This is a genomic window from Azoarcus taiwanensis (genome assembly GCF_012910885.1).
Taxonomy (GTDB): domain Bacteria; phylum Pseudomonadota; class Gammaproteobacteria; order Burkholderiales; family Rhodocyclaceae; genus Azoarcus_F; species Azoarcus_F taiwanensis.
Window position 1 is genome coordinate 1 of record NZ_WTVM01000066.1, and the last position, 22,439, is coordinate 22,439.

The window sequence follows — 22,439 nt, forward strand, 5'->3', positions numbered from 1 at the left end:
CTATTCGCCCGTGTCGCGCGGCAGCAACGCGAAGTCGACCGGAACGCCGCGTTTCGGAAAAGCATCTTCGACAATTCCCCGGTGCCGCTTCTCGTCGCGGATGCACGCAACCTGCAGTTCCTCGACTGCAATCCCGCTGCGGCCACGACGCTTGGCCTGAGAACGAAGGAAGAGGCCATTGGCTCTACACTTCTCGACTATTCGACGGACTTTCAACCGGACGGCAGCGTCTCCGCCAAGGTTCTGGCCCGCATGCTCACCACGGTCGACAATGCCGGAGCCGCACAATTCGAGTGGCGCCAGCAACGCAGCAATGGCGAGCAGTGGGATGCCGAAGTCCATGTTCTTGCGTTCCGCGCGGACAACCGCGACCTGCTTCAGTTCACCCTGCGCGACATCAGCGAACGCAAACGCGCCCAGAACGCGGTAGTCACCAGCGAAGAGCGCTTGCGCCAGGCCATGCGCATTGCGCAACTCGGCGTGTTCGACCATGACCACATCCCCGACGAAATCTACTGGTCACCCGAGCTGCGGGAAATGTACGGGATTGCAGCGGAGGCACCTTTCACGCTCGGAGACATGGCCTCGCTCATTCACCCGGACGACGCCGGAAAAGTCATCGCCGCAGTCAGGCTGGCCCACGACCCTGCCAGCGACGGCGTGTTCAACGTCGCTTATCGCATCTGCCGGCACGACGGAGAGATACGGTGGCTGACCTCACAAGCACAAACCTATTTTCGTGGAGAGGGCGCCGAGCGGCATCCTCATCGCACGGTCGGTGCAGTCCTGGACATCACAGAGCAACGCCTCGCCGAAGAAGCCCTGCGTCACACGAACACCGCATTGTCCGCGGTGCGTCACGCCCAATCGCAATTCATGGCCAAATGCAGCGCAGCGGACATCTTCAACGATCTGCTCAAGGCCATTCTCTCGCTGACCGAAAGCGAGTACGGCTTCATCGGCGAACTCCACCATACCGACGAGGGCAACGTCTATCTGAAGGCCCATGGCATCACCAACATTGCCTGGGATGACGACAGCCGTCGCTTCTATGATGAAAACGCACCCAGCGGCGTCGACTTCCACAGCCTCGACAATCTGTTCGGTCGTGTGGTCACCGACCGCCAACTCATCATCAGCAACGATCCGGCGAACGATTCGCGCAGCACGGGAGTGCCTGCTGGCCACCCGAAACTCAACGCCTTCATGGGACTGCCTTTCTTCGAAAGCGACGAACTGCTCGGGATCATCGCGCTGGCAAACCGCAGCGATGGCTACGACGAAAGCCTGCTGCCAAGGCTGGAACCCATTACGACGGCAATTCGCAACATCATCATATCTCTCAGAAGCGAACGCCAGCGACAGGCCGCAGAGCTTGCGCTGCAGCAACTCAATCTCGAACTGGAAACCCGGGTGGAGGACCGCACTGCGGACCTGCGAAAGGCCATGCAAGAGGCCGAGCGCGCCAACGAGGCCAAGTCGGAATTCCTGTCCCGCATGAGTCACGAACTTCGCACCCCGCTCAACGCGATTCTTGGCTTCGGACAGTTGCTCGAGACTGACCCGAATCGTCTCACCGACGAGCAGCAAGGCAACGTCAGCGAGATTCTCAACGCGGGACGTCACCTGCTCGAGATGATCAACGAAGTCCTCGACCTGGCACGCATCGAGAGCGGTCGTCTGGACGTCAGTCTTGAGCCGGTTGGCCTGGACGAATTGATCGATGCCTGCCTCGCACAGATGCGCCCGCTTGCCGACGAGAAACGCATCGCGTTGTCCCGCAGCGGTCCGTCCGCTTGCGTGCGGGCCGACCACATTCGCCTCAAGCAGGTGTTGCTCAACCTGCTCTCGAACGCCGTGAAATACAACTTCAGCGACAGTACGGCCAAGGTGATCATCGAGCATCGCCCGCACGACCGAGTGCGGATCTCTGTTGTCGATACCGGACCGGGCATTCCGGCAACGCATCTCGAGCGACTTTTCAAACCGTTCGAACGTCTCGAATCCGCATACGAGGCAACCGAAGGAACGGGTATTGGTCTGGCGCTTTCCAAGCGGCTCACTGAAGCAATGCACGGAACGATCGGCGTCGAAAGCAAACAGGGCTTCGGCTCCACGTTCTGGGTTGAGCTTCCTGAGACATTCGACGAGAGCCTGACCGCCTCTTCTGAAGCGAATCCGCGGCACGTGCAGCCGTCTCCCGAACACGATATCGCCCCTGCCCCGCAAGCCCGTGTTCTCTACATCGAGGACAACCCAGCGAACATGAAACTGGTTCGGCGCATTCTTGCCTCTCGAACGCGACTGCAACTCATCGAAGCGGAGAGCGCCGAAGCTGGCTTGATCGCTGCGCAACAGCAGCACCCCAAACTCATCCTGCTCGACATCAACCTGCCCGGCATGAATGGCTTCCACGCCCTCGAGCAACTCAAGGGAAACCCGCTCACACGAGACATTCCAGTCGTCGCACTGACGGCGAATGCCATGAAGCGGGACATCGACCGCGCGCAGACGACCGGATTCGCCGCCTATCTGACCAAGCCGGTCGACGTTGCGCAACTGCTGTCGGTGGTGGACAAGCTCCTGGCATGAACAAGCGCCGCCGGTGCGCTGCTGCCAAGTGAGAAGCCGTCCATCTTCGAGGAGCACGATACGGCTGCTAAACAATGAAACGGCGCCGACGAAAAAAAACCGCCAAATCGGCGGTTTCTTCCTTGGTTGGCGGAGACGGAGGGATTCGAACCCTCGAGACAGGTTTTGCCCGTCTGCTCCCTTAGCAGGGGAGTGCCTTCGACCTCTCGGCCACGTCTCCAACCTCAGGAGGCGCGATCATAGCGATTCCGCGCCCTCAGGTCAAACCGTTTTCAGGCCTGATCGAGGCCGAAAGCCTTGTGGAGAACGCGCACTGCCAGCTCGAGATACTTCTCCTCGATCGCTACCGAAATACGGATCTCGGAGGTCGCAATCATCTGAATGTTGATGCCTTCGTCGCCAAGAGCGCGAAACATTTTGGCTGCGACACCGGGATGTGAGCGCATGCCGACGCCGACTACGGACACCTTCGCCATCGTGGTATCGGTTTCGATGACATGCTCACCGATCTCACCCTTCGCAGCCTCGAGCGCCTTGAGGGCCTTCTCGACATCGCCACGCGACACGGTGAACGAGAAATCGGTGGCGCCATCGTGGCCGACGTTCTGCACGATCATGTCGACATCGACATTGGAGTCGGCAACCGGTCCGAGGATGCGATAGGCAATACCCGGACGGTCCGGTGCGCCGAGAACGGTGATCTTGGCTTCGTCACGGTTGAACGCGATACCGGAGATGATGGGCTGTTCCATGTTTTGATCTTCCTCGACTGTGATGAGCGTACCTTCACCCTGATCCTCGAAGCTGGACAGGACGCGCAACTTGACTTTGTACTTGCCGGCGAACTCGACCGACCGGATCTGCAGGACCTTGGATCCGAGACTGGCCAGTTCGAGCATTTCTTCAAAGGTGATGCTGTCGAGCTTGCGCGCTTCGGAGACGATGCGCGGGTCGGTCGTATACACCCCGTCTACATCAGTGTAGATCTGGCACTCATCAGCCTTGAGCGCCGCGGCAATCGCGACTGCAGTGGTGTCAGAGCCACCCCGCCCGAGGGTCGTGATGTTGCCAGCTTCGTCAACACCCTGAAACCCCGCGACGACGATGACGCTGCCCTCGGACAGATCCCTGCGGATCGGGGCTTCGTCGATACTGAGAATGCGCGCCTTGGTATGCGCGGAGTCGGTGAGGATGCGCACCTGTCCGCCGGTGTAGCTCTTGGCCTTGACATCGATATCGTGCAGCGCCATGCACAACAAACCGATGGTCACCTGCTCACCGGTGGATACGACGACGTCAAGCTCGCGCGGGAGCGGCTTGCTCGACACCTCCTTGGTCAAGCCGATCAAGCGATTCGTTTCGCCGCTCATCGCCGACACGACGACGATCACATCGTCGCCCCGCTCACGACACGCAGCGATGCGCCTGGCGACGTTCTTGATGCGCTCGGGCGTGCCGACCGACGTACCCCCGTATTTCTGAACTATCAATGCCATGATGCATCCAAGTAGCGGTGATAAAGGGCGGTATCTTAACAACAGCCGAAGAAAAAAGCAGTGACCCCCCGAGACCATGTGATTTTCCTCACGATAGAAAGCGGGTATGCCGGAAAAATGTAACTTTCTGATTGTATGAGCACTGAATATGGTTTTATACTCCGTCCATCCTACAACCTAAGTTGTAGGGAACAAAAACGCGCCAGTCGTATCGAATACGCAAACTGGATCACACATGGGGAATAGATGATGAAGAACGCTGACAAACTGGACGTGCGCGAAATCCGGCGCAAGCTCGGGCTCAACCAGTCCCAGTTTTGGTCGAAGATTGGTGTTACCCAGAGCGGAGGCTCCCGCTACGAGAGCGGGCGCAACATCCCGCGGCCGGTGCAGGCCCTGCTCCGGCTCGTTCATATCGAGCAGATCGATATCAGCAAGATCAGGAAGGACGACGTCGAAGTGGCCGAGTATCTCAAGGCGTCCGACCCGGAGATGTACAAGACGCTGAAGAAGGAAGCCAAGGCGAAAAAGAAGGAACAGCGCTGACCCTTGGCTCAGGCGTCGGCAATCGACCTGACGGGCCCTCCGAGGAGGGCCCGTTTTCATGCGGGCGCGGCACCGGTACGCCGTTATAATTTCACGCCATTCGCAGCAGAGTCCGTTGATGAGAATCACCCGAAAACTCGAATTCGATGCAGGTCACCGGATCCCGGACCACAAGAGCCAGTGCCGGCATCTGCATGGCCACCGATACGTCCTGGAAGTCACACTTGCGGGCGACGTCATCGACGTAGAAGGTGACTCGAACCGCGGGATGGTGATGGATTTCGCCGACGTCAAGGCGATCGCCAAGGAGCATGTGGTCGACAAATGGGATCACGCATTTCTGGTGTTCAGGGGCGATACCAAGGTGGTCGACTTCCTGAACGCGCTACCCGATCACAAGACCGTCATTCTCGACCTCATTCCGACCGCCGAGAACCTCGCAGCAACCGCATTCAGAATTCTTGAGCCGCTCTATCGCGACGCTTATGGGAACGACCTGAAGCTCGAGCGCGTACGTCTCTACGAAACGCCCAACTGCTGGGCAGATGCAATGCGATCGGAAACCCGCTGAAACGGCACCAAAAAACAACGGCCGCCTGACTGACGTCAGCGGCCGTGTCGCGCGACTGTAAGTACACTCAAATCAGACAGCGTAACGCCTCAAGCGCATCGAGAACTCACGCAGATGCTCGATGCCGCTCTGCTCCGCCCTGCGGATCCAGTCCTGCAACTGCTCCAGCAGTTGCTCACGCGACGCATTGGAGCGCGCCCAGATTGCAGCGAGTTCTTCGCGCATCGACACGATCGTTGCAAGCATCTGGCTGTCCGCCAGCACCACTTCGAGACGATCGCGGTCCGCTGCGCCCAGATTGCGCTGCTCTCCGGTCACCAACCAGCGACGCAGAAGCTTGGCATCGAATTTGTCGGCATGCGCTGCGACCAGACGGTCGATCTCGCTGGAGCAACTGCGTTTGACCGACGAGACGTAGCGGGTCATTACATCATAGCGATGGGTGATGATCGCCTGCAGCGTGTCGAGATCGACGACGCTTTTCGCCTCGCCGAAACGCGGCGTGGGTATCACCCGTCTCGGCTTCGCCAGGCCGATCATTTCGAGCGCACGGATGTACATCCAGCCGATGTCGAACTCGTACCACTTGGCGGAGAGCTTGGCCGAGGTTGCAAAACTGTGGTGGTTGTTGTGCAGCTCCTCGCCACCGATGAGAATGCCCCACGGAACGAGGTTGGTCGAGGCATCGCTGCAATCGTAATTACGGTAACCCCAGTAGTGCCCCAGCCCGTTGATGACCCCGGCGGCGAAGATCGGAATCCACAGCATTTGCACCGCCCAGATCGTCAGGCCGATCGGGCCGAACAGCAGCACATCGACGATCAGCATGATGCTCACGCCCACCGCCGAACGGCGATAGACGTTGCGCTCGAGCCAGTCGTTCGGCGTGCCGTGACCGTACCGCTCGATGGTTTGCTCGTTCCTGGCCTCGGCGCGGTAGAGCTCCGCCCCCTCGAGCAGCACCTTGCGGATACCTCTGGTCTGAGGGCTGTGCGGATCTTCCTCGGTCTCGCACTTGGCGTGATGTTTGCGGTGGATCGCAGCCCACTCTTTGGTGACCATGCCCGTGGTCAACCACAACCAGAACCGGAAGAAGTGCGATGGGATCGGATGCAACTCAAGCGCACGGTGCGCCTGGTGCCGATGGAGAAAAATGGTGACCGAAGCGATCGTGATGTGAGTCAGAACCAGAGCCACGACGACGTAGCCCCACCAAGGCAGATCTATCAACCCGGTGTACATGCGAGAACATATCCTTTTAGATGTAGCAGAAACATTCTAGAAGAATGCCCTGATACCAACAACGTACCCCGAGACGGAGCACCGCTGGTGGACCCGGCACAACCGCAGCGGTTCCCGGGAACGCCCTAAGGGCTCCAGGGGAGATTGGTAACCACAGTCGCCTTTTCGCGGTGACGCTCCCAGTTGCGCAGATAAGCGTCCACCAACGGACAGTTGTCGCGTAACACGAGTACGTTCTCGGCGTTTCGATTTTGCGCCGACCAGGTGAAATTGTAGGAACCGGTAACCACCGTGCAGCCCGCGCGGCCCGGGTCCACGATCAACACCTTGTTGTGGGCGGCGGCATAGGCCGTCTCGAAGGCCACCGGAACGCCAGCATCAAGCAAACGCGGCAGGGCGGCATTGCGTCCGCCACGCCGGTTCATCTCGGCGTCGGCCAGCACCTCCACCCTCACCCCGCGCTGGTGTGCGGCCACCAGGCCGCCGGCGATCGCGCGACTGGTGAATACGTATGCATGTACCCGGATGGATTCCCTCGCGTCACCGATCACACGCAGCAGCAAGCCCTCTGGATTGTCGCTCGGCGAGAAGGCCACCTCGATCGAACCTTTGGCTGGCAATGCCTGACTTGCCGCCAGCGGCGCCGACACCCCCGCAGTGAAAGCGATCCCCAGGCACGTGAGGAAGCTGCCGAGGGCAAGGTGACTACCCACCTCAACCGCCATCGCGCTTTCGCTCCAGCACCGCGGCAAAGAAACCGTCGGTGTCGTGCACATGCGGCAGCAGACGCAATCGCTCGCCACAGTCGAGCGCGACACCCTGCTCGGCCAACACCGCCTGGGCGGACATCAGCTCGAAATCGGGGTGCGAAGCGACGAAGGCATCGACCACCGCTTCGTTCTCGTCTGCGAGCAGGCTGCAAGTGGCGTAGACGAGCCGACCGCCGGGTTTCACGAGATTCGCCGCGGCGTCGAGAATAGCCTGTTGTTTCAGCGTCATTTCAGCCACCGACTCCGGGCTCTGACGCCACTTGAGGTCCGGATTTCGGCGCAGCGTACCCAGGCCACTGCAAGGCGCATCGACCAACACTCGGTCTGCCTTGCCTGCAAGGCGTTTCACCTTGGCATCGCGTTCATGTGCAATCAGCACAGGATGAACGTTGGACAAGCCGGCACGGGCCATTCTCGGCTTGAGTTTGGCCAGCCGCCGCTCCGACACATCGAAGGCATAGAGGCGACCCGTGGAACGCATCATCGCGCCCAGCTGCAGGGTCTTGCCGCCGGCGCCCGCGCAGAAATCCACTACGAGTTCACCACGGCGCGGCTGGACCAGATAGCCGAGCAGCTGGCTGCCCTCGTCCTGCACTTCGAAACTGCCGTTGATGAACAGCGGGTGCTTCTGCAAGGCGGGCTTGCCGGCCAGCCTTACCCCGCAAGGCGAATACCGGCAGGGCGAAGCCTCGACCCCGCTGGAGACGAATTCCTGGAGCAAAGTGTCGCGGTTGATCTTGAGGAGATTCGCCCGAAGATCCAGCGGCGCCGACCTGTTGAAGCCGTTGGCGAGCGCTTGCAGCGCGTCATCACCATACTCTGCGCTCAGTCGTACCGTCAGCCAATCGGGCAAATCGAGCGCCTCACCGAGACCCGCCGGCTCGAAGCGCTTCGCCCGGACCTCTTCGAGCCATCTGAATTCGGCGGCAGAGACCAGGCCTTCGAACTGCTTGCTGCTCCAGCCCTCGCCGCGTGCCAGCCAGGCCAGCAACAGGTCACGCGGCAGCGGTTTGACCCCTGCAAGCCGTGCAACCCAGCGCAGACGGCGGACGATGCCATAGACCGCTTCGGCAATGAAACCGCGATCCCGGTGGCCGATCTCGCGATGCTCCCTGAAGTAGCGCGACAGTACCGCGTCGGCGGGGTGCTCGAAGGAGAGCACAGCGGCCAACACCTGGGTGGCGTGGGCCATCAGGCCTCGCGATACCGTCCATTGTCCCGGTGCATCACTGCCGCGCTCCATCCGCACCGGTCGCCTTTGATTCTGTCTTGTCTTGCTCATGTCACTCCGCAACCGGTCAATTGCCGGTCTCGATTCGAATTGCCCGCTGGTCCAGGACCTGCCCCCGATCGTCCCGCATCAACACTCTCACCGGAAGACTGCCGTGGGCCTCCGACAACCACACGTCGATGGCGAGCCGCCCGGATCGCGCAATCAGCTTCACATGACGCACCGGCAATTCACCAAGGTCAAGACTCGCCGTCTCGCTGCCAACGATAGTGATGTCAGCCTGATACGCGCCACGATTGGTCACCAACTGCAGGGTTTCCGGCGGTTCCTTCCCATTGAGCGCGGCAAAGAGATGCCACACACTGAGAACATCCTGATCTCCCCGCGCAAGGGGATAATTCCGCAGCCGCGCCCGCCTCGCGATCTCGACTTCACCGGCAGACCAGTCGAAACTCGCCACATCCTCTGGCCGGTCCTGTTGCACGACCGAGAACCGCGCCGGGACAAGTCGTCCGGCCTCGATGGCACCGGCGCTGCGCTGCGTGTAGCGGAAGTCGTAGAGCAGACCCGCAAGGCCCGTCGTCTGGACGACCGTGCTCATTTCGTAGGTCTTGCCGTCCTGGCGCCAACGGTGCTCGCTTTCGCCGAGCTTCACACCATCCTCACCGCGCAGGACTTCGAAGACGATACGTCCAGCGGCCGGCCACTCGCCATGGGCAAAGGCGCTACCCGCCAGAAACGCTGCGCAACACAGCGCGAGGACTGGCACAAACTTCCTCATCGCGCCTCCGCAGGCTGCAGGTCGGGCAGCGGCGCCAACAAGACGGCCCGCTGCTCCTGCGCATTGGCCAACCTGACGCAGCCTGACGCATCGATCGACAAACGACCTTCCACGAACCACTTCACCGCTTGGGGATAGATGCGATGCTCCTCGGCGAGCACCCGTGCGGCCAAAGTCGATTCATCGTCGTCATCGAGCACCGGCACCGCGGCCTGGATCACTACGGGTCCGGCATCGAGCGAGGGCGTGACGAAATGCACGGTAGCACCGTGTATCCGCACCCCGCTCTCGAGTGCGCGCCTGTGGGTATGCAACCCCGGGAAAGACGGCAGCAGCGACGGATGGATATTGAGCAGACGCCCTTCGTAGTGCCGGACGAAGCCGTCGCTGAGCACGCGCATGAAACCGGCCAGCACGACGAGATCCGGGCAGTAGCCATCTATCAGCTCGGCAAGCGCGGCATCGAAGGCTTCACGGCTGGGAAAAGCCTTGTGATCCAGCACTGCGGTGGCGATGCCATGAGAGGCCGCGAAATCCAGCCCGGCGGCATCCGCCCGGTTGCTGATCACGGCGGCGATACGCACACCGGGAATCTCCGCACGAACAATGGCTTCCATGTTCGAGCCCCGCCCGGAAATGAGTAGAACGACCGACTTCATAAGACTCCTGAAAAAGTAGCTCAAGGCAACGGCAGGAATACTGCGGTCGCCATGTTCTGGACCACCCTCACCACCGTGCGTTCGGTCTTGTGTTCGATAACCTCGGTCAGCACCTCGAGTATTCCGATGACCCGACCGAACTCCCTCTCGAAACTGAGATTGTTGATGGTTCCCATTTCATTCGACAGCAAAAGCAGGCGACCATCCTGATGTCTCGCGGTCGCCAGCTTCCAGGCAGCGATCTCGACATTGCGTGCTGCATTGTAGAAGTGCTGCGCATCGAGGTCATTGAGCATGTAGAAACCGACCTTGTCTCCAAATGCGGTCTGCACCATGCTCGCGAGGCCGACGATGAAGGCCTGCACGCGATCACCGGTGAAGGAAGGATCGAAGGCCACGTGTAGCGCGTCGATTCCGCGCCGCCGGCCCAATCCCTCGAACCGCCAGCCGTGTTCCACATCGAAGATCCGTGAGACCGCCTCTTCCACGCTGCCCGCATCGGTCTTGCGCCACTGGCGCGGATTGCGCCGATAAAGCTTCTCCGCAAGACTGCGCAGACTGATGAAGATGCGCCGCTGACTCACCTCCACGAAGTGGTCGGAGTCGGTCTTCAGCCACTGCTGAGGCGAGAACCTCGGGGTCGAGGTCAGGCGCGGCGCGGTGCCCGGCACCGAACACGCTGCCAGTCCCGACAGCACCAAAACGTTGATCGCCAGCAGCGCACGACGCCTGCCCCGGTTCAATCGGGAAGCTGCATTCGACTGCGTCTCCGTGCGGCCGGATCGTTCTCCCATGCTTCACCCGCTTGACTCGTCGGGGCGGATCATACCGCATCCGAACTGCCCGCCGGGGCACCAAGAACAAAGCACTCGACTTGCCGGACCTGCAAGCCAGTCGGGATAATGTTTGTTTGCTCCCCGCCGAAGCTCCCGCCCAATGCCCCAGATTCGAGTATTGCCAGACCTGCTCATCAATCAGATCGCTGCCGGCGAGGTGGTGGAGCGACCGGCCTCGGTGCTCAAGGAACTGCTCGAGAACGCGGTCGACGCCGGATCGCGTTCGATCGAGGTCGCGCTGGAGCAAGGCGGCGTGAGGAGAATCCGGGTTGCAGACGACGGCTGCGGCATCGTCCGCGAACAGCTGGCGCTCGCCCTGGACCGCCACGCCACGAGCAAGATCACAAGCCTCGACGACCTCGAGCATGTCGCGACCATGGGGTTTCGCGGTGAGGCGCTCGCCGCCATCGCCGCAGTCGCACGCACCACGATAACCAGCCTGGCTGAGGGCGAACGTCACGCATGGCGCATCGATGCCAGCGATCGCCAGCCAGCGCCGGCGGCGCTCAATCACGGCACCGTCGTCGAGGTGGCCGACCTGTATTACAACACCCCGGCCAGGCGCAAATTCCTCAAGACCGAGGCCACCGAATTCGCGCACTGCGACGAGATGTTCCGCCGAGTCGCACTCGCACGACCCGACATCGCGATGCAGCTCAGCCACAACGGCCGGGTGATCCATCGCCTGCCACCGGTCGAACACACAAAGCGCGCAGCCGCCCTGCTGTCTGACGATTTCATTCACCACGCCCGCCCCATCGACGCCGACAGCGGCATCTTGCGCCTGAGCGGGCTCGCCGCCCTGCCCGCCTACTCCCGCGCCAACCGGGATGCACAATATTTCTTCGTCAATGGCCGGTTCGTGCGCGACAAGCTCCTGACCCACGCAGTGCGCCAGGCCTACGCCGACATCCTGCACGGGCAGCGTCATCCGGCCTATCTGCTGTTTCTGGAGCTGGACCCTGCTGGGGTTGACGTCAATGTCCATCCGGCCAAGATCGAAGTCCGCTTCCGCGATGCCCGTGCGGTACACCAGTTCGTATTTCACGCGGTTTCCCGCAGTCTTGCGGCACCCGGGGCGGCGGCCACCGGCCTCGACGCCGAATCCGGCCCAGCGCGGTTGCCATCCTACCGACAGCCGGACCAAACACACCCGGCGGCGATCCAGTCCCGGCTCGCAATGGACTCGGGCGCCCGCGACGCCTATCGCGGTTTCGTCGCCACCGCGAAGCCGGAAGCCCTCGGCCACTCCCCCGCCTCTTTAACTTCCGTGGGAGCAGCCGACACTTCGATGGCCCGCATTGCTGCCACGCACACCGACGACGACGCACCACTGGGCTTCGCACTGGGTCAGCTTCACGGGGTGTACATCCTGGCGCAGAACCGCGATGGCCTGGTGTTGGTGGACATGCATGCCGCTCACGAACGCATTCTTTACGAACGACTCAAGACCGTGCTCGACGGACGTCCAGCCGTCCAGCGCCTGCTCATTCCGGCAGTGTTCGGTATCGGCAGCAAGGAGATGGCCACCGCTGAACAGTGCGCCGACGTCCTTGCGGAAATGGGTTTCGAGATTGCGCCGGCCGGTCCGACACAGCTCACGGTTCGCACCGTACCGGCCCTGCTCGCCAACGCTGCGATACCCGAGCTCGTGCGCGAACTGCTCGGAGAACTCGCGGACTTTCCCGCCTCGCAGGTAGTCACTGCGCGGCGCAACGAACTGCTCGCGACCATGGCCTGCCACGCAGCGGTACGCGCCAACCGTCAGCTCACTCTCGCGGAGATGAATGCACTGCTGCGTGACATGGAGCGCACCGAACGCGCCGACCAGTGCAACCACGGGCGACCAACCTGGACTCAGCTCGGCATGGCAGATCTGGATCGCTTCTTCATGCGAGGCCAGTGAGCCCCGCCCGCGACGTCACCCGTTGAGCAACACCACCGCCACGACGACGATCACCACCGTCGCCCAGCCCAAGCGGTCGACATAGCGGTGAAGCAGGGCCTCCATCCGGGGGCCGCCCAGAGCCATCAGCATCGCGACCAGGAAAAAGCGCGCACCCCGGCCGATCAGCGAGGCCACCACGAACGGGATCAGCGCCATGGAGGCCACCCCAGCCGCAATCGTGAAAACCTTGTATGGAATCGGCGAAAAGCCTGCGAGCAATATCGCCCAGAAACCCCAGCGCGCAAACCAGTCCTGCGCCCGCAGATAGCCCTCGTAATAGCGCCCTTCCGACAACAGCGGTGCCACCATGTCGAAGGCGAAGACCCCAATGAAGTAACCGAGAACCCCTCCGGCCACCGATGCAACCGTGGTGATCAGCGCGAACCACCATGCACGCGAAGGATTGGCGAGGCTCATCGGTGCGAGCATCACATCCGGCGGTATCGGGAAGAAGGAGGACTCGGCGAAGCTCAAGCCACCCAGGAACCAGGGCGCGCGCCGGTGGCGTGCCCATTGCATTGTCCAGATATAAAGCGAGGAAAAAATCCTCATCCGTTGCCCTCCGGAATGCGAAAGCCGACACACTCGACAGTCCGCATTCATACATCGTGATGAAATGGGCGCTATCATAGCCCCTCCCGCGCTTTCCCTGCGGGTTCAGCGTCGTGCCGAGCTTGTTTCGCCGGGTCGGATGCAAGCACGGCGGCCGAACCCAACAACGAGACCATGCCGGCAAATACCAAGAAAAACGCACTCTCGCTACGACTGCTGCTCACGGTGCCCTATGTGATCCTGGTGATCATGCTGGCTTCGGTGCTGGGCGTGCTTTCCTATCAGGCAGGCAGCCGGGCGATCGGGACCCTGACCGATCAGTTGCTGCTCGAAACCGTGGGTCGAATCACCCAGGCAGTCGACCGCCACATAGTCGGCTCCGGTGCGGTACTCGAGACCGCATTCCCCGATGGCATGCCGGCGCCCAAGGCGATCGAGTCGGATCTGGAGAACCTGCGCACACGCTTCTGGATTGCAACCGCACTGCATACGGATCCGAACGATTACGTCTATTACGGCAATGAGTCCGGCCAGAACCTGGGCCTGATGCGGCTCAATCCGGATCAAGTCGAAATGCGCCTGAAACTCCAGGAGAACGAGCGGCGCGCGATCTATCACTACGAGGGCATCGACGGCTCGCTGGAATTCGTGCGACGCGAGCAACGGGTTTTCGATCCGCGCACACGTCCCTGGTATGCCGACGGACGGGACCAGGAAGGCCATACCTGGACTTCGGTCTACATCGACTTCGGCACTCGAGAGCTTGTCGCAACCCGAGCGCGGCGCGTACTCGCGCTCGACGGCAGCTTCGAGGGCGTGGTCGCAACCGACGTGTCGCTCAAAGCACTCAACGACTTTGTCGGCCAGCTACGGGTGTCGCCGAACGGCATTGCCTTCATTATCGAACCCAACGGTGCGCTGATTGCGTCCTCGGCGTCGCCGAACGTCGTCCGCCTACCCGACGGCGAGTACAAGCGGGCATCGGCAAGCGACAGCGATCATGCCATTCTGCGCAAGTCCTATGATTCGATCATCAGGCACATATCAACCCACGGCATCTCCGAGAGCACCCGCGCGCTGTCGGTACCCATCGAAGGCGCCCTGATTCACATCGCCTTCGACCGAATCCGGGATGATGCCGGTCTGGACTGGATCACTGTCGTTGCAATGCCAGACAGTGATTTCATGTCCGGCATCACCGACAACATCCGTCGCACGATCTACATCGCGCTTTTCGCTGTCTTGCTGACCGTTGCGATCGGGCTCGGCATCCTGAACTGGGTGGCCGGCGACCTTCGCCGGCTAAAGGAAGCCGCTCGCAGGGTCGGCGAGGGTCAGCTGGATGCGCCAGTGGGGATTCACCGGCGTGATGAGCTCGGTGAGCTCGCCCGTAGTTTCGAAACCATGCAACTGCGCCTGCAGACCGATGAACTGACCGGCCTGCTCAACCGCGAAGCCTTCACCCTCAAGCTGCGCAGCCGCATCGCAGCCTACGGCGGTGACCGACGCAAACGCCGGTTTGCCGTCCTGTTCATCGATCTGAACAAGTTCAAACAGGTCAACGATGAGCTCGGCCACGACGCGGGTGACCTCGCGCTGAAGGAAGTGGCCAATCGACTGCGTGAGAGCCTGCGAACCGAGGACCTGGTCGCCCGCTATGCCGGCGACGAATTCGTCATTCTGCTCGACAACATCGACGCTTCCGACCATTTCGTCCAGGCACGAAGCACGATTCAGCGCATCTTCTCGGAACCGCTGGAATCGGTGGGCACCGAGAACAAGCTAGAGCTTGGCGCATCGGTCGGCATCGCGGTCTATCCGGATGACGCGACCGACGCGGAGGCTCTGCTCCGGATTGCCGATGGCATCATGTACGATCACAAACTGGGTGATCGCAAGCGAACCCAGGACAGTTGAGCGCGGCACGGATGAGTGACAAGCAAGCCACGAAGCCGCCGGCGCTGGCGCTTCTGGGCCCCACCGCGAGTGGCAAGACCGGTGCAGCCCTGGCGCTGGCCGAACATCTGCCGATCGAGATCATCAGCGTCGACTCGGCCCTAGTCTATCGTGACATGGATATCGGAACCGCCAAGCCGACGCATGACGAACTGGCACGCTGTCCTCACCACTTGATCGACATCATCAGCCCCGAGCAAAGCTGGTCGGCCGCAGCGTTTCGCAGCGCTGCACTCACGCTGATGGACGACATCACCGCACGCGGACGAATCCCGCTCCTGGTCGGCGGGACAATGCTCTATTTCAAGGCCTTGCGCGACGGACTCTCCGATCTGCCCCGCGCCGATGCAGCATTGCGTGGAAAGATCGACGAGGACGCGGCTCGCGAGGGCTGGCCAGCGATGCACGCCCGACTCGCCCAGCTCGACCCGGATGCAGCCGCACGACTCGAGCCGACCGATGCACAGCGCATCCAGCGCGCGCTGGAGATCGTCCTGCTGACTGGCCTGCCTGTCGCCGAGAATTACGCCCGGCTTGAGCCAAAGGGCCTGTGTCATCGTTTGGTGATGCTGGGGCTGGCGCCATCCGACCGCGGAGTGCTGCACAAGCGCATCGAGGCGCGTCTGGAGCAGATGTTCGCTGCGGGCTTTGTCGGCGAAGTCGAGTCGCTCCGCGCCCGATATCAGCTCAGCCCCGACATGCCGTCGATGCGCTGCGTTGGATACCGCCAGGTGTGGTCCTACCTCGAGGGTGAGGACGATTTCGCCACGATGCGCTTCAAGGCCATCGTGGCCACCCGCCAGCTGGCCAAGCGTCAGCTCACATGGCAACGCCAGTTCCGGGAGAACTGGCCGGAACTCACCGAACTCGACTGTCTCGATCCAAGACTAACGGACAGGCTGCTGGCAGCGGTAGCAGAACACGGCAAAGGCTGAACGCGGGACAGCTGGTGCGTTTAGCCCCTGGCAAAACGCACCGAAAAGTATGGGGCGAAGGTCAGCCAACCACCGTTTGCGGCTCGTTGTCGCCGCGCTGATCGATGCGGCCAATACGGAAGACGGTTTCGCCAGCGGTGGCCAGTGCGGCCTGCGCAGTGTCAGCGTCTTCCTGCGACACGATCACCACCATGCCGATACCGCAGTTGAACACGCGGTACATCTCCTGCATATCCACGTTGCCGGCCTGCTGCAACCACTGGAACAGCGGCGGCAAGGTCCATGAAGTGGCATCGATGCGCGCGGTGAGCTCATCACGCAGGATGCGCGGGATATTCTCGGTCAACCCGCCGCCGGTGATGTGGGCCATGCCCTTGACAATGCCGGGGTGGGCCTGCATCAGTGCGAGCAAGGGTTTGACGTAGATGCGGGTCGGCTCGAGTACCGCCTCGGCGAGCGGACGACCATGAAAATCAGCCGAAAGGTCGACACCGCTCACCTCTATGATCTTCCGGATCAGCGAATAGCCGTTGGAATGCGCCCCGCTGGAAGCCAGGCCGAGCACCACGTCGCCGCCGGCGATCCGCGAACCGTCGATGATCTCGGACTTCTCGACCGCACCGACGGCGAAACCCGCAAGATCATATTCACCATCGGGATACATGCTGGGCATCTCGGCGGTCTCACCGCCGATCAGCGCACATCCGGCAAGTTCGCAGCCGCGCGCGATGCCCTTGACCACATCGGCGGCGGTATCGACGTCAAGCCGGCCGCACGCGAAGTAATCAAGAAAGAACAAAGGCTCCGCGCCCTGCACCAGAATATCGTTGACGCTCATCGCGACAAGATCCTGCCCGACGGTGTAATGGCGGTTCAACTGGAACGCGAGCTTGAGCTTGGTCCCGACGCCATCGGTACCGGAGACGAGGACCGGTTCCCGATACTTGCCAGACAGCTGGAACAGCGCGCCGAAGCCACCGATCCCCCCCATGACCTCCGGACGCATGGTCCGCTTCGCGAACGGTTTGATCCGGTCCACGAGGGCATCGCCGGCCTCGATATCCACGCCGGCATCACGATAAGTCAGAGCGCTCAATGTCATTCCTCTAGGCTTGGATGCCCCCGCCGCAAGCCCTCGATCTTGAGGTACCCGGCCTGAGGGGCTACATTAACGGGTTCTGCGAGCCTACCGGTTCGCGAACACCACGATTTTACTCGAAATGATCCCAGCCCGCGCCGACCGAATGCAAACCGCCATCTGGGCTGCAGTCGGCCTCGCGTTACTCGCCCTCTTCTACGCACTCGGCCCGATTCTGACCCCTTTCGCAATCGCGGCGGTATTCGCCTACATCTGCGACCCTGCGGTCAATTGGCTGGTCGCCCGCAAGGTCCCTCGGGCGCTCGCGGTACTCGGCGTCATCATCGGACTCGGCGCATTGCTCGCATTGCTCATGCTGATGCTGGTGCCCGCGATCTACCGCGAAGCGGTCGTGATGATCGCCCGCTTTCCCGAGTTGCTCGAGATGCTCAACAACCGGCTTCTGCCATGGCTCGGGCAACGCCTCGGCACCGAACTGACACTCGACACCGCTTCGCTCAAGGGTTGGATGGGGGAATACCGCGAAACCGCGCAGGACATGCTGCCCGCGCTGCTCGAGCGCGCCCGCGAGGGCGGCCTGGTGTTGATCGCGTTCGTCGCGAATCTCGCCCTGATCCCGATCGTGATGTTCTATCTACTGCAGGAGTGGCCGCGGATTCTCGCCGCTCTGCAGACGGTCATACCGCGGCCGATGCTGCCGCGCACGACGCGTGTTCTCAGCGAGATCGACAAGGTGCTGTCCGAGTTCCTGCGCGGTCAACTGTCGGTGATGCTCCTGCTCGCGGTCTTCTACAGCATCGGTCTCTGGATGGCGGGACTGAAGTTCGCACTGCCGGTCGGCGTCATCACCGGTCTGCTCGCTTTCATTCCCTTTGTCGGCTTCGGCGGCGGCCTGGTACTGGCGGTACTCGCAGCCCTGCTCCAGGCTGAGGGCTGGCCGCTGCTCATCGGCGTCGCCGTGGTTTTCGGTATCGGCCAACTGCTCGAAAGCTATCTGCTCACACCTTACCTGGTCGGTGAGCGCATCGGGCTGCATCCGCTCGCCGTGATCTTCTCGCTGATGGCCTTCGGACAGCTGTTCGGCTTCGTCGGCATGCTTGTCGCCCTGCCGGCCAGCGCAGCAATCCTCGTCGGACTGCGCGAACTCCGTTCGGCCTGGTTCGCGAGCCCGATCTATCTCGGCGCGCGACAGAGCGAGACGGAACAGGACCAATGAGGCAACTGCTGCTCGACATCCGACCGGATGCGCCACCCGCCTTCGACAATTTCATCCTGGGGGAAAATGCCGCGCCCCTGGAGGCACTTCGTGCCGCCGTCATCGGCGCCGGTCATGTGATGCTGTGGGGACCTCGCGGATCCGGCCGCAGCCACTTGCTGCGCGCCGCTATCAACGAGGCCAGCGCAGCCGGTCGCCCTGCCCTGCATGTGGAGGCCGACAAGCTCGACGGCCAGTTTGTCCCGGCACCCAGCACGCTGGTTGCGGTCGACGACATCGAAGGACTGGGTGCCGATGCACAGATCGCCCTCTTCAACGCGTTCAACCGTGCGCGCGAGCAAGGCCTCACCCTTCTGCTGGCTGCAGAACGCGCGCCACGCGAGCTTGAGCTCAGGGAGGATCTGCGCACTCGCATAGGCCAGAGCCTGGTCTTCGAGCTCAAGCCCCTGGACGACCAGACCCGAAGCCACATTCTGCTCACCCTGGCACAACGCCGCGGGCTGAGCATCGGCGATGACGTGGTGCAGTTTCTGCTGCGCCACGGTCGGCGCGACCTTCCGAGCCTGATCACGACGCTCGACGCACTCGATCGCGCCTCGCTCGAACGCAAACGACCGGTGACCCTGCCCTTGCTGCGCGATCTCATGCAGACCGGGCTCGACATCTGACATCGACCGCCGCCACTGAACGAAAGCAAGGACAAGCTGTGGAACTCGTACTCTTCGACCTCGACAACACGCTTCTGGCCGGCGACTCCGATTTCGAGTGGGCCCAGTTCCTGATCCACAAGGGTGTACTCGACCGTGAAGTGCAGGAAGCCCGCAACAAGGACTTCTACGAGCAGTACAAGGCCGGCACCCTGGATATATTCGAGTTCCTGGACTTCCAGCTCGCACCACTCGCGCGACATCCGCGCACCGAGCTCGACGCATGGCACCGCGAGTTCATGACCCGGTCGATCGTGCCGATGATCGGCGAGCCGGCTCGCACGCTGGTACGGCAGCATCTCGACCGCGGCGCATTGGTCGCCGTGGTAACCGCAACCAACAGCTTCGTAACCGGGCCGATCGTGCGTGAGTTTGGCATCGAGCACCTGGTCGCCACGATTCCCGCGCACGAACAAGGCCAATTCACCGGCAAGCCTCGTGGCATGCCAGCCTTCAAGGCTGGCAAGATCGAGCGGGTCGAGGCATGGTTGGAGTCCCTCGGATTGTATCTGGGGAGCTTTGAGCGTAGCTGGTTCTATAGCGATTCCCACAACGACCTGCCGTTGATGGGTCGGGTGAGCAACCCGGTGGCAGTCGATCCGGACGAAACCCTGCTCGCGCACGCCGAGAAGTCAGACTGGCCGGTGATTTCCTTGCGTTGACCCGAGAAGCCGCTTCGCAGCCGGCGAGGCGATCGGTTATGATTCGGCGCTTATGTTGATTGCACGAACCTCCACCCGATGATCCGTAAACTGTTGCGCAAGGTCTTTCGTCGTCCTGACTCCGGGGCATTGCCCGGGCCGGCAACGATTCCCGCGTCACAACACGGCATCTCGCGCGAAGGGTTTTCCCGCTTCGCGTGCAAGGTATGCACCGTTCTCCAGGAGAACGGACACAGCGCATACATCGTGGGCGGCGCGGTGCGTGACCTGCTGATCGGGCACACGCCAAAGGACTTCGATGTCGCCACCAGCGCGACCCCGGAAGAGGTCCGCGCGCTGTTCCGGCGCTCCCGCATCATCGGGCGCAGGTTCAAGATCGTGCATGTCATGAGCGGACGCGAGACCATCGAGGTCTCGACCTTCCGCGCAATGCATGACGATGCCGCCGCCGAAACCGACGAGCATGGACGGGTGCTTCGCGACAACGTCTATGGCAACCAGGCCGAAGACGCCACGCGGCGTGACTTTACCGCCAACGCGCTGTATTACGACCCCAGCAGCGAAACCATCGTCGACTACCATCACGGAGTCGCCGACATCCGCCAGAAGACCCTGCGCATGATCGGTGACCCGCGTTCGCGCTACCGCGAGGATCCGGTGCGCATGTTGCGAGCGGTTCGCCTGGGTGCAAAGCTCGATCTCGTCATCGCCCCCGACGCACGTCAGCCTATCCGTGAAATGGCGCAATTGCTGGACAACGTGCCGGCCGCCCGTCTCTTCGACGAGATGCTCAAGCTGCTGTTCTCGGGCCACGCCGTCAAATGCGTGAAGCAGTTGCGCGAAGAAGGCCTGCATCATGGGCTATTGCCGCTCCTCGATGTGATCCTGGAGCAGCCAATGGGTGAGCGCTTCGTCTGGTTGTCGCTCGAGAACACCGACGAGCGGATCCGCGCCGACAAATCCGTTTCTCCCGGCTTTCTCTTCGCCACCCTGCTCTGGCATCAGGTACTTGCGAACTGGGAATTGCGCAAGAAGGATGGGGAACAGCCTCATCCAGCTCTGTTCGAAGCGATGGACGACATTCTCGATACGCAGGCACGCAAACTTGCGATTACGAAACGCATCGCCGGCGACATCAAGGAGATCTGGGCACTGCAGCCACGCTTCGAGAAACGGGGCGGGAAGTCACCCTATCGTCTTATCGAACAACCCCGCTATCGTGCGGGCTGGGACTTCCTGCGTCTTCGCGCCCAGTCCGGAGAGATCGACATGGCGCTGGTTGATTGGTGGCTTCGTTTCGCCCATGCAAGTACCGAACAGCGTGAAGCCCTACTTGCCGAAGCGCCCCAATCCGCCGCTTCTCCATCCAGGAAACGCCGTCGCCGACGCAAGCCGCGTCCGGCAACGGAAGCCGCCCCGCCCGAGGCCGGCAACTGAGCATTCCATGACGCAAGACACCCGGGCCTTCATCGCCTTCGGGGCGAATCTCGGCGACGCCGTCCAGGCCCATACGGACGCGATACGTGCGATCAACGCGCTACCCTCGACGCGGGTGTACGCCCGGTCCTCGCTTTACCGTAGCGCGCCGGTTGGCGTGCTCGGCCATCCGGACTACATCAATGCCGTTCTCGAGGTCCGCACCGAGCTTGCACCCCACACATTGCTCGACGCGCTGCTCGCCATCGAACAGCACCATGGTCGCACTCGAAGTGTCACCGTATCACCACGCACCATGGACCTCGACCTGCTACTCTTCGGTAACGCGCAAATCGACAGCGCAACCTTGAAGATACCGCACCCGCGTATGCACATGCGTGCCTTCGTGCTCCTGCCATTGGCCGAGATCGACCCCGCACTTGAGATTCCCGGACTCGGACCGCTTTCGCGCCTGCTCGACAAGGTCGCAGACCAGGTCATCCACCGGCTCCCTCCGCCCGGGACGACACACACCATGGAGAACGCGCTACCGTGAATCACGCTTCTGCGCGCAAGGACAACATACTCGACACGGCAAGTTACATCGTCGTCGAGGGGCCTATCGGCGCGGGCAAGACCTCGCTCGCGAAGCGTCTGTCCGAACATCTCAATGCCGCACTCTTTCTTGAACTTGCTCAGGACAACCCGTTTCTCGCGCGCTTCTATCAGAACCCCGCGCGCTGGGCATTGGCAACCCAGATCGGTTTCCTCCATCAGCGGATCGACCAATTCGCCGCATTTGCGGATACCCATGCCGGCAATCGCGTCGTCTCGGACTTCCTGATGGACAAGGATCCGCTGTTTGCCGAACTGAATCTGCCGACCGACGAACTTGTGCTCTACCAACGCCTGTTCGATGCACTCCGACCGCAGTCACTCCCCACGCCCGATCTCGTCATCTATCTCCAGGCGAAGCCAGAGACGCTGATCACCCGGGTGCACAATCGCGGACTTGACGCAGAGCGCCCGATCACCGAGAGTTACCTTCAACGGGTGTCGGAACGCTATGCGACCTTTTTCTATGAATATGATGCGGCTCCTTTGTTCATCGTGGACGCAGAAGTTCTGAACCCGGTCGACCACGAGGACGATTTCGACAGGCTGCTCGAGCGCCTGCGCAACATGCGAAGCTACAGGGAGTTCTTCGGATACGCGGGTTAAGCG

The 22,439-nt window shown here is 61.8% G+C and carries 21 protein-coding genes and 1 tRNA gene; 12 read left to right on the forward strand and 10 right to left on the reverse strand.

Annotated elements, in window-relative coordinates:
• Positions 1-2,592 (forward strand): ATP-binding protein (locus GPA21_RS11710; RefSeq protein WP_168988347.1); only part of this gene is annotated, 2,592 nt, incomplete at its 5' end.
• 127 nt (positions 2,593-2,719) lie between these two features.
• Here the strand turns inward: GPA21_RS11710 and GPA21_RS11715 are convergent.
• A tRNA-Ser gene (locus GPA21_RS11715) sits at positions 2,720-2,812 on the reverse strand.
• A 52-nt stretch (positions 2,813-2,864) separates the two neighbouring features.
• Positions 2,865-4,088, reverse strand: a complete 1,224-nt coding sequence (locus GPA21_RS11720; RefSeq protein ID WP_168988348.1) for an aspartate kinase — start codon at positions 4,086-4,088, stop codon at positions 2,865-2,867.
• 249 nt (positions 4,089-4,337) lie between these two features.
• Here GPA21_RS11720 and GPA21_RS11725 point away from each other — a divergent pair, with 249 nt between their 5' ends.
• Together GPA21_RS11725 and queD are read left to right on the forward strand one after the other, a co-directional pair.
• A complete protein-coding gene (locus tag GPA21_RS11725; protein ID WP_168988365.1) occupies positions 4,338-4,634 on the forward strand; it encodes a helix-turn-helix domain-containing protein in 297 nt (98 codons plus the stop codon).
• Positions 4,635-4,752: 118 nt separating this feature from the next.
• A complete protein-coding gene (queD, locus tag GPA21_RS11730; protein WP_168988349.1) occupies positions 4,753-5,205 on the forward strand; it encodes a 6-carboxytetrahydropterin synthase QueD in 453 nt (150 codons plus the stop codon).
• 72 nt (positions 5,206-5,277) lie between these two features.
• Here the strand turns inward: queD and GPA21_RS11735 are convergent, their stop codons facing one another.
• The 6 genes from GPA21_RS11735 to GPA21_RS11760 all read right to left on the reverse strand — a co-directional run bounded on the left by GPA21_RS11735 (position 5,278) and on the right by GPA21_RS11760 (position 10,631).
• Entirely contained in the window at positions 5,278-6,447 is a 1,170-nt protein-coding gene (locus GPA21_RS11735) for a DesA family fatty acid desaturase (RefSeq protein WP_168988350.1), read from the reverse strand.
• 125 nt (positions 6,448-6,572) lie between these two features.
• A complete protein-coding gene (locus GPA21_RS11740; protein ID WP_168988351.1) occupies positions 6,573-7,172 on the reverse strand; it encodes a phospholipase D family nuclease in 600 nt (199 codons plus the stop codon).
• Positions 7,162-8,460, reverse strand: a complete 1,299-nt coding sequence (locus GPA21_RS11745) for an RsmB/NOP family class I SAM-dependent RNA methyltransferase (protein WP_246261922.1) — start codon at positions 8,458-8,460, stop codon at positions 7,162-7,164. The genes GPA21_RS11740 and GPA21_RS11745 overlap by 11 nt, the downstream gene beginning before the upstream one ends.
• Before the next feature lie 55 nt (positions 8,461-8,515).
• Positions 8,516-9,229: a DUF3108 domain-containing protein gene (locus GPA21_RS11750; protein WP_168988353.1), complete on the reverse strand. Its 714-nt coding sequence runs from the start codon at positions 9,227-9,229 to the stop codon at positions 8,516-8,518.
• Entirely contained in the window at positions 9,226-9,888 is a 663-nt protein-coding gene (purN, locus tag GPA21_RS11755; protein ID WP_168988354.1) for a phosphoribosylglycinamide formyltransferase, read from the reverse strand. Before purN ends, GPA21_RS11750 begins: the two co-directional genes overlap by 4 nt.
• Positions 9,889-9,908: 20 nt before the next feature.
• Positions 9,909-10,631, reverse strand: coding sequence for a hypothetical protein (locus GPA21_RS11760; protein ID WP_246261921.1), 723 nt, complete (start codon positions 10,629-10,631; stop codon positions 9,909-9,911).
• Between the two features lie 193 nt (positions 10,632-10,824).
• On the opposite strand from GPA21_RS11760, the gene mutL reads away from it, so the two are divergent.
• Positions 10,825-12,630: a DNA mismatch repair endonuclease MutL gene (gene mutL / locus GPA21_RS11765; RefSeq protein WP_168988355.1), complete on the forward strand. Its 1,806-nt coding sequence runs from the start codon at positions 10,825-10,827 to the stop codon at positions 12,628-12,630.
• A 15-nt stretch (positions 12,631-12,645) separates the two neighbouring features.
• Here mutL and GPA21_RS11770 read toward each other — a convergent pair whose 3' ends face one another.
• Positions 12,646-13,224: a YqaA family protein gene (locus GPA21_RS11770; protein ID WP_168988356.1), complete on the reverse strand. Its 579-nt coding sequence runs from the start codon at positions 13,222-13,224 to the stop codon at positions 12,646-12,648.
• Between the two features lie 174 nt (positions 13,225-13,398).
• Here GPA21_RS11770 and GPA21_RS11775 point away from each other — a divergent pair, with 174 nt between their 5' ends.
• Both GPA21_RS11775 and miaA read left to right on the forward strand, forming a co-directional pair.
• Positions 13,399-15,141, forward strand: coding sequence for a sensor domain-containing diguanylate cyclase (locus tag GPA21_RS11775; protein ID WP_168988357.1), 1,743 nt, complete (start codon positions 13,399-13,401; stop codon positions 15,139-15,141).
• 11 nt (positions 15,142-15,152) lie between these two features.
• On the forward strand, positions 15,153-16,115 hold the full coding sequence (gene miaA, locus GPA21_RS11780) for a tRNA (adenosine(37)-N6)-dimethylallyltransferase MiaA (RefSeq protein ID WP_168988358.1): 963 nt from the start codon (positions 15,153-15,155) through the stop codon (positions 16,113-16,115).
• Positions 16,116-16,176: 61 nt separating this feature from the next.
• Here the strand turns inward: miaA and purM are convergent, their stop codons facing one another.
• Positions 16,177-17,211, reverse strand: coding sequence for a phosphoribosylformylglycinamidine cyclo-ligase (gene purM / locus GPA21_RS11785; protein ID WP_425483698.1), 1,035 nt, complete (start codon positions 17,209-17,211; stop codon positions 16,177-16,179).
• Between the two features lie 124 nt (positions 17,212-17,335).
• On the opposite strand from purM, the gene GPA21_RS11790 reads away from it, so the two are divergent.
• The 6 genes from GPA21_RS11790 to GPA21_RS11815 all read left to right on the forward strand — a co-directional run bounded on the left by GPA21_RS11790 (position 17,336) and on the right by GPA21_RS11815 (position 22,436).
• Positions 17,336-18,430: an AI-2E family transporter gene (locus GPA21_RS11790; RefSeq protein WP_168988360.1), complete on the forward strand. Its 1,095-nt coding sequence runs from the start codon at positions 17,336-17,338 to the stop codon at positions 18,428-18,430.
• Positions 18,427-19,098, forward strand: coding sequence for a DnaA regulatory inactivator Hda (gene hda, locus GPA21_RS11795; protein ID WP_168988361.1), 672 nt, complete (start codon positions 18,427-18,429; stop codon positions 19,096-19,098). The genes GPA21_RS11790 and hda overlap by 4 nt, the downstream gene beginning before the upstream one ends.
• A 38-nt stretch (positions 19,099-19,136) precedes the next feature.
• The gene (locus GPA21_RS11800; protein ID WP_168988362.1) at positions 19,137-19,799 is read left to right on the forward strand and encodes a histidinol-phosphatase; all 663 of its coding nucleotides are present in this window, start codon (positions 19,137-19,139) and stop codon (positions 19,797-19,799) included.
• 78 nt (positions 19,800-19,877) lie between these two features.
• Positions 19,878-21,236: a polynucleotide adenylyltransferase PcnB gene (pcnB, locus tag GPA21_RS11805; protein ID WP_168988363.1), complete on the forward strand. Its 1,359-nt coding sequence runs from the start codon at positions 19,878-19,880 to the stop codon at positions 21,234-21,236.
• Positions 21,237-21,243: 7 nt separating this feature from the next.
• Positions 21,244-21,771 (forward strand): 2-amino-4-hydroxy-6-hydroxymethyldihydropteridine diphosphokinase, encoded by a 528-nt coding sequence (folK, locus tag GPA21_RS11810; protein WP_168988364.1) that lies wholly within the window; start codon positions 21,244-21,246, stop codon positions 21,769-21,771.
• A gap of 26 nt (positions 21,772-21,797) precedes the next feature.
• A complete protein-coding gene (locus GPA21_RS11815) occupies positions 21,798-22,436 on the forward strand; it encodes a deoxynucleoside kinase (protein WP_168988367.1) in 639 nt (212 codons plus the stop codon).
• Positions 22,437-22,439: the final 3 nt, after the last annotated feature.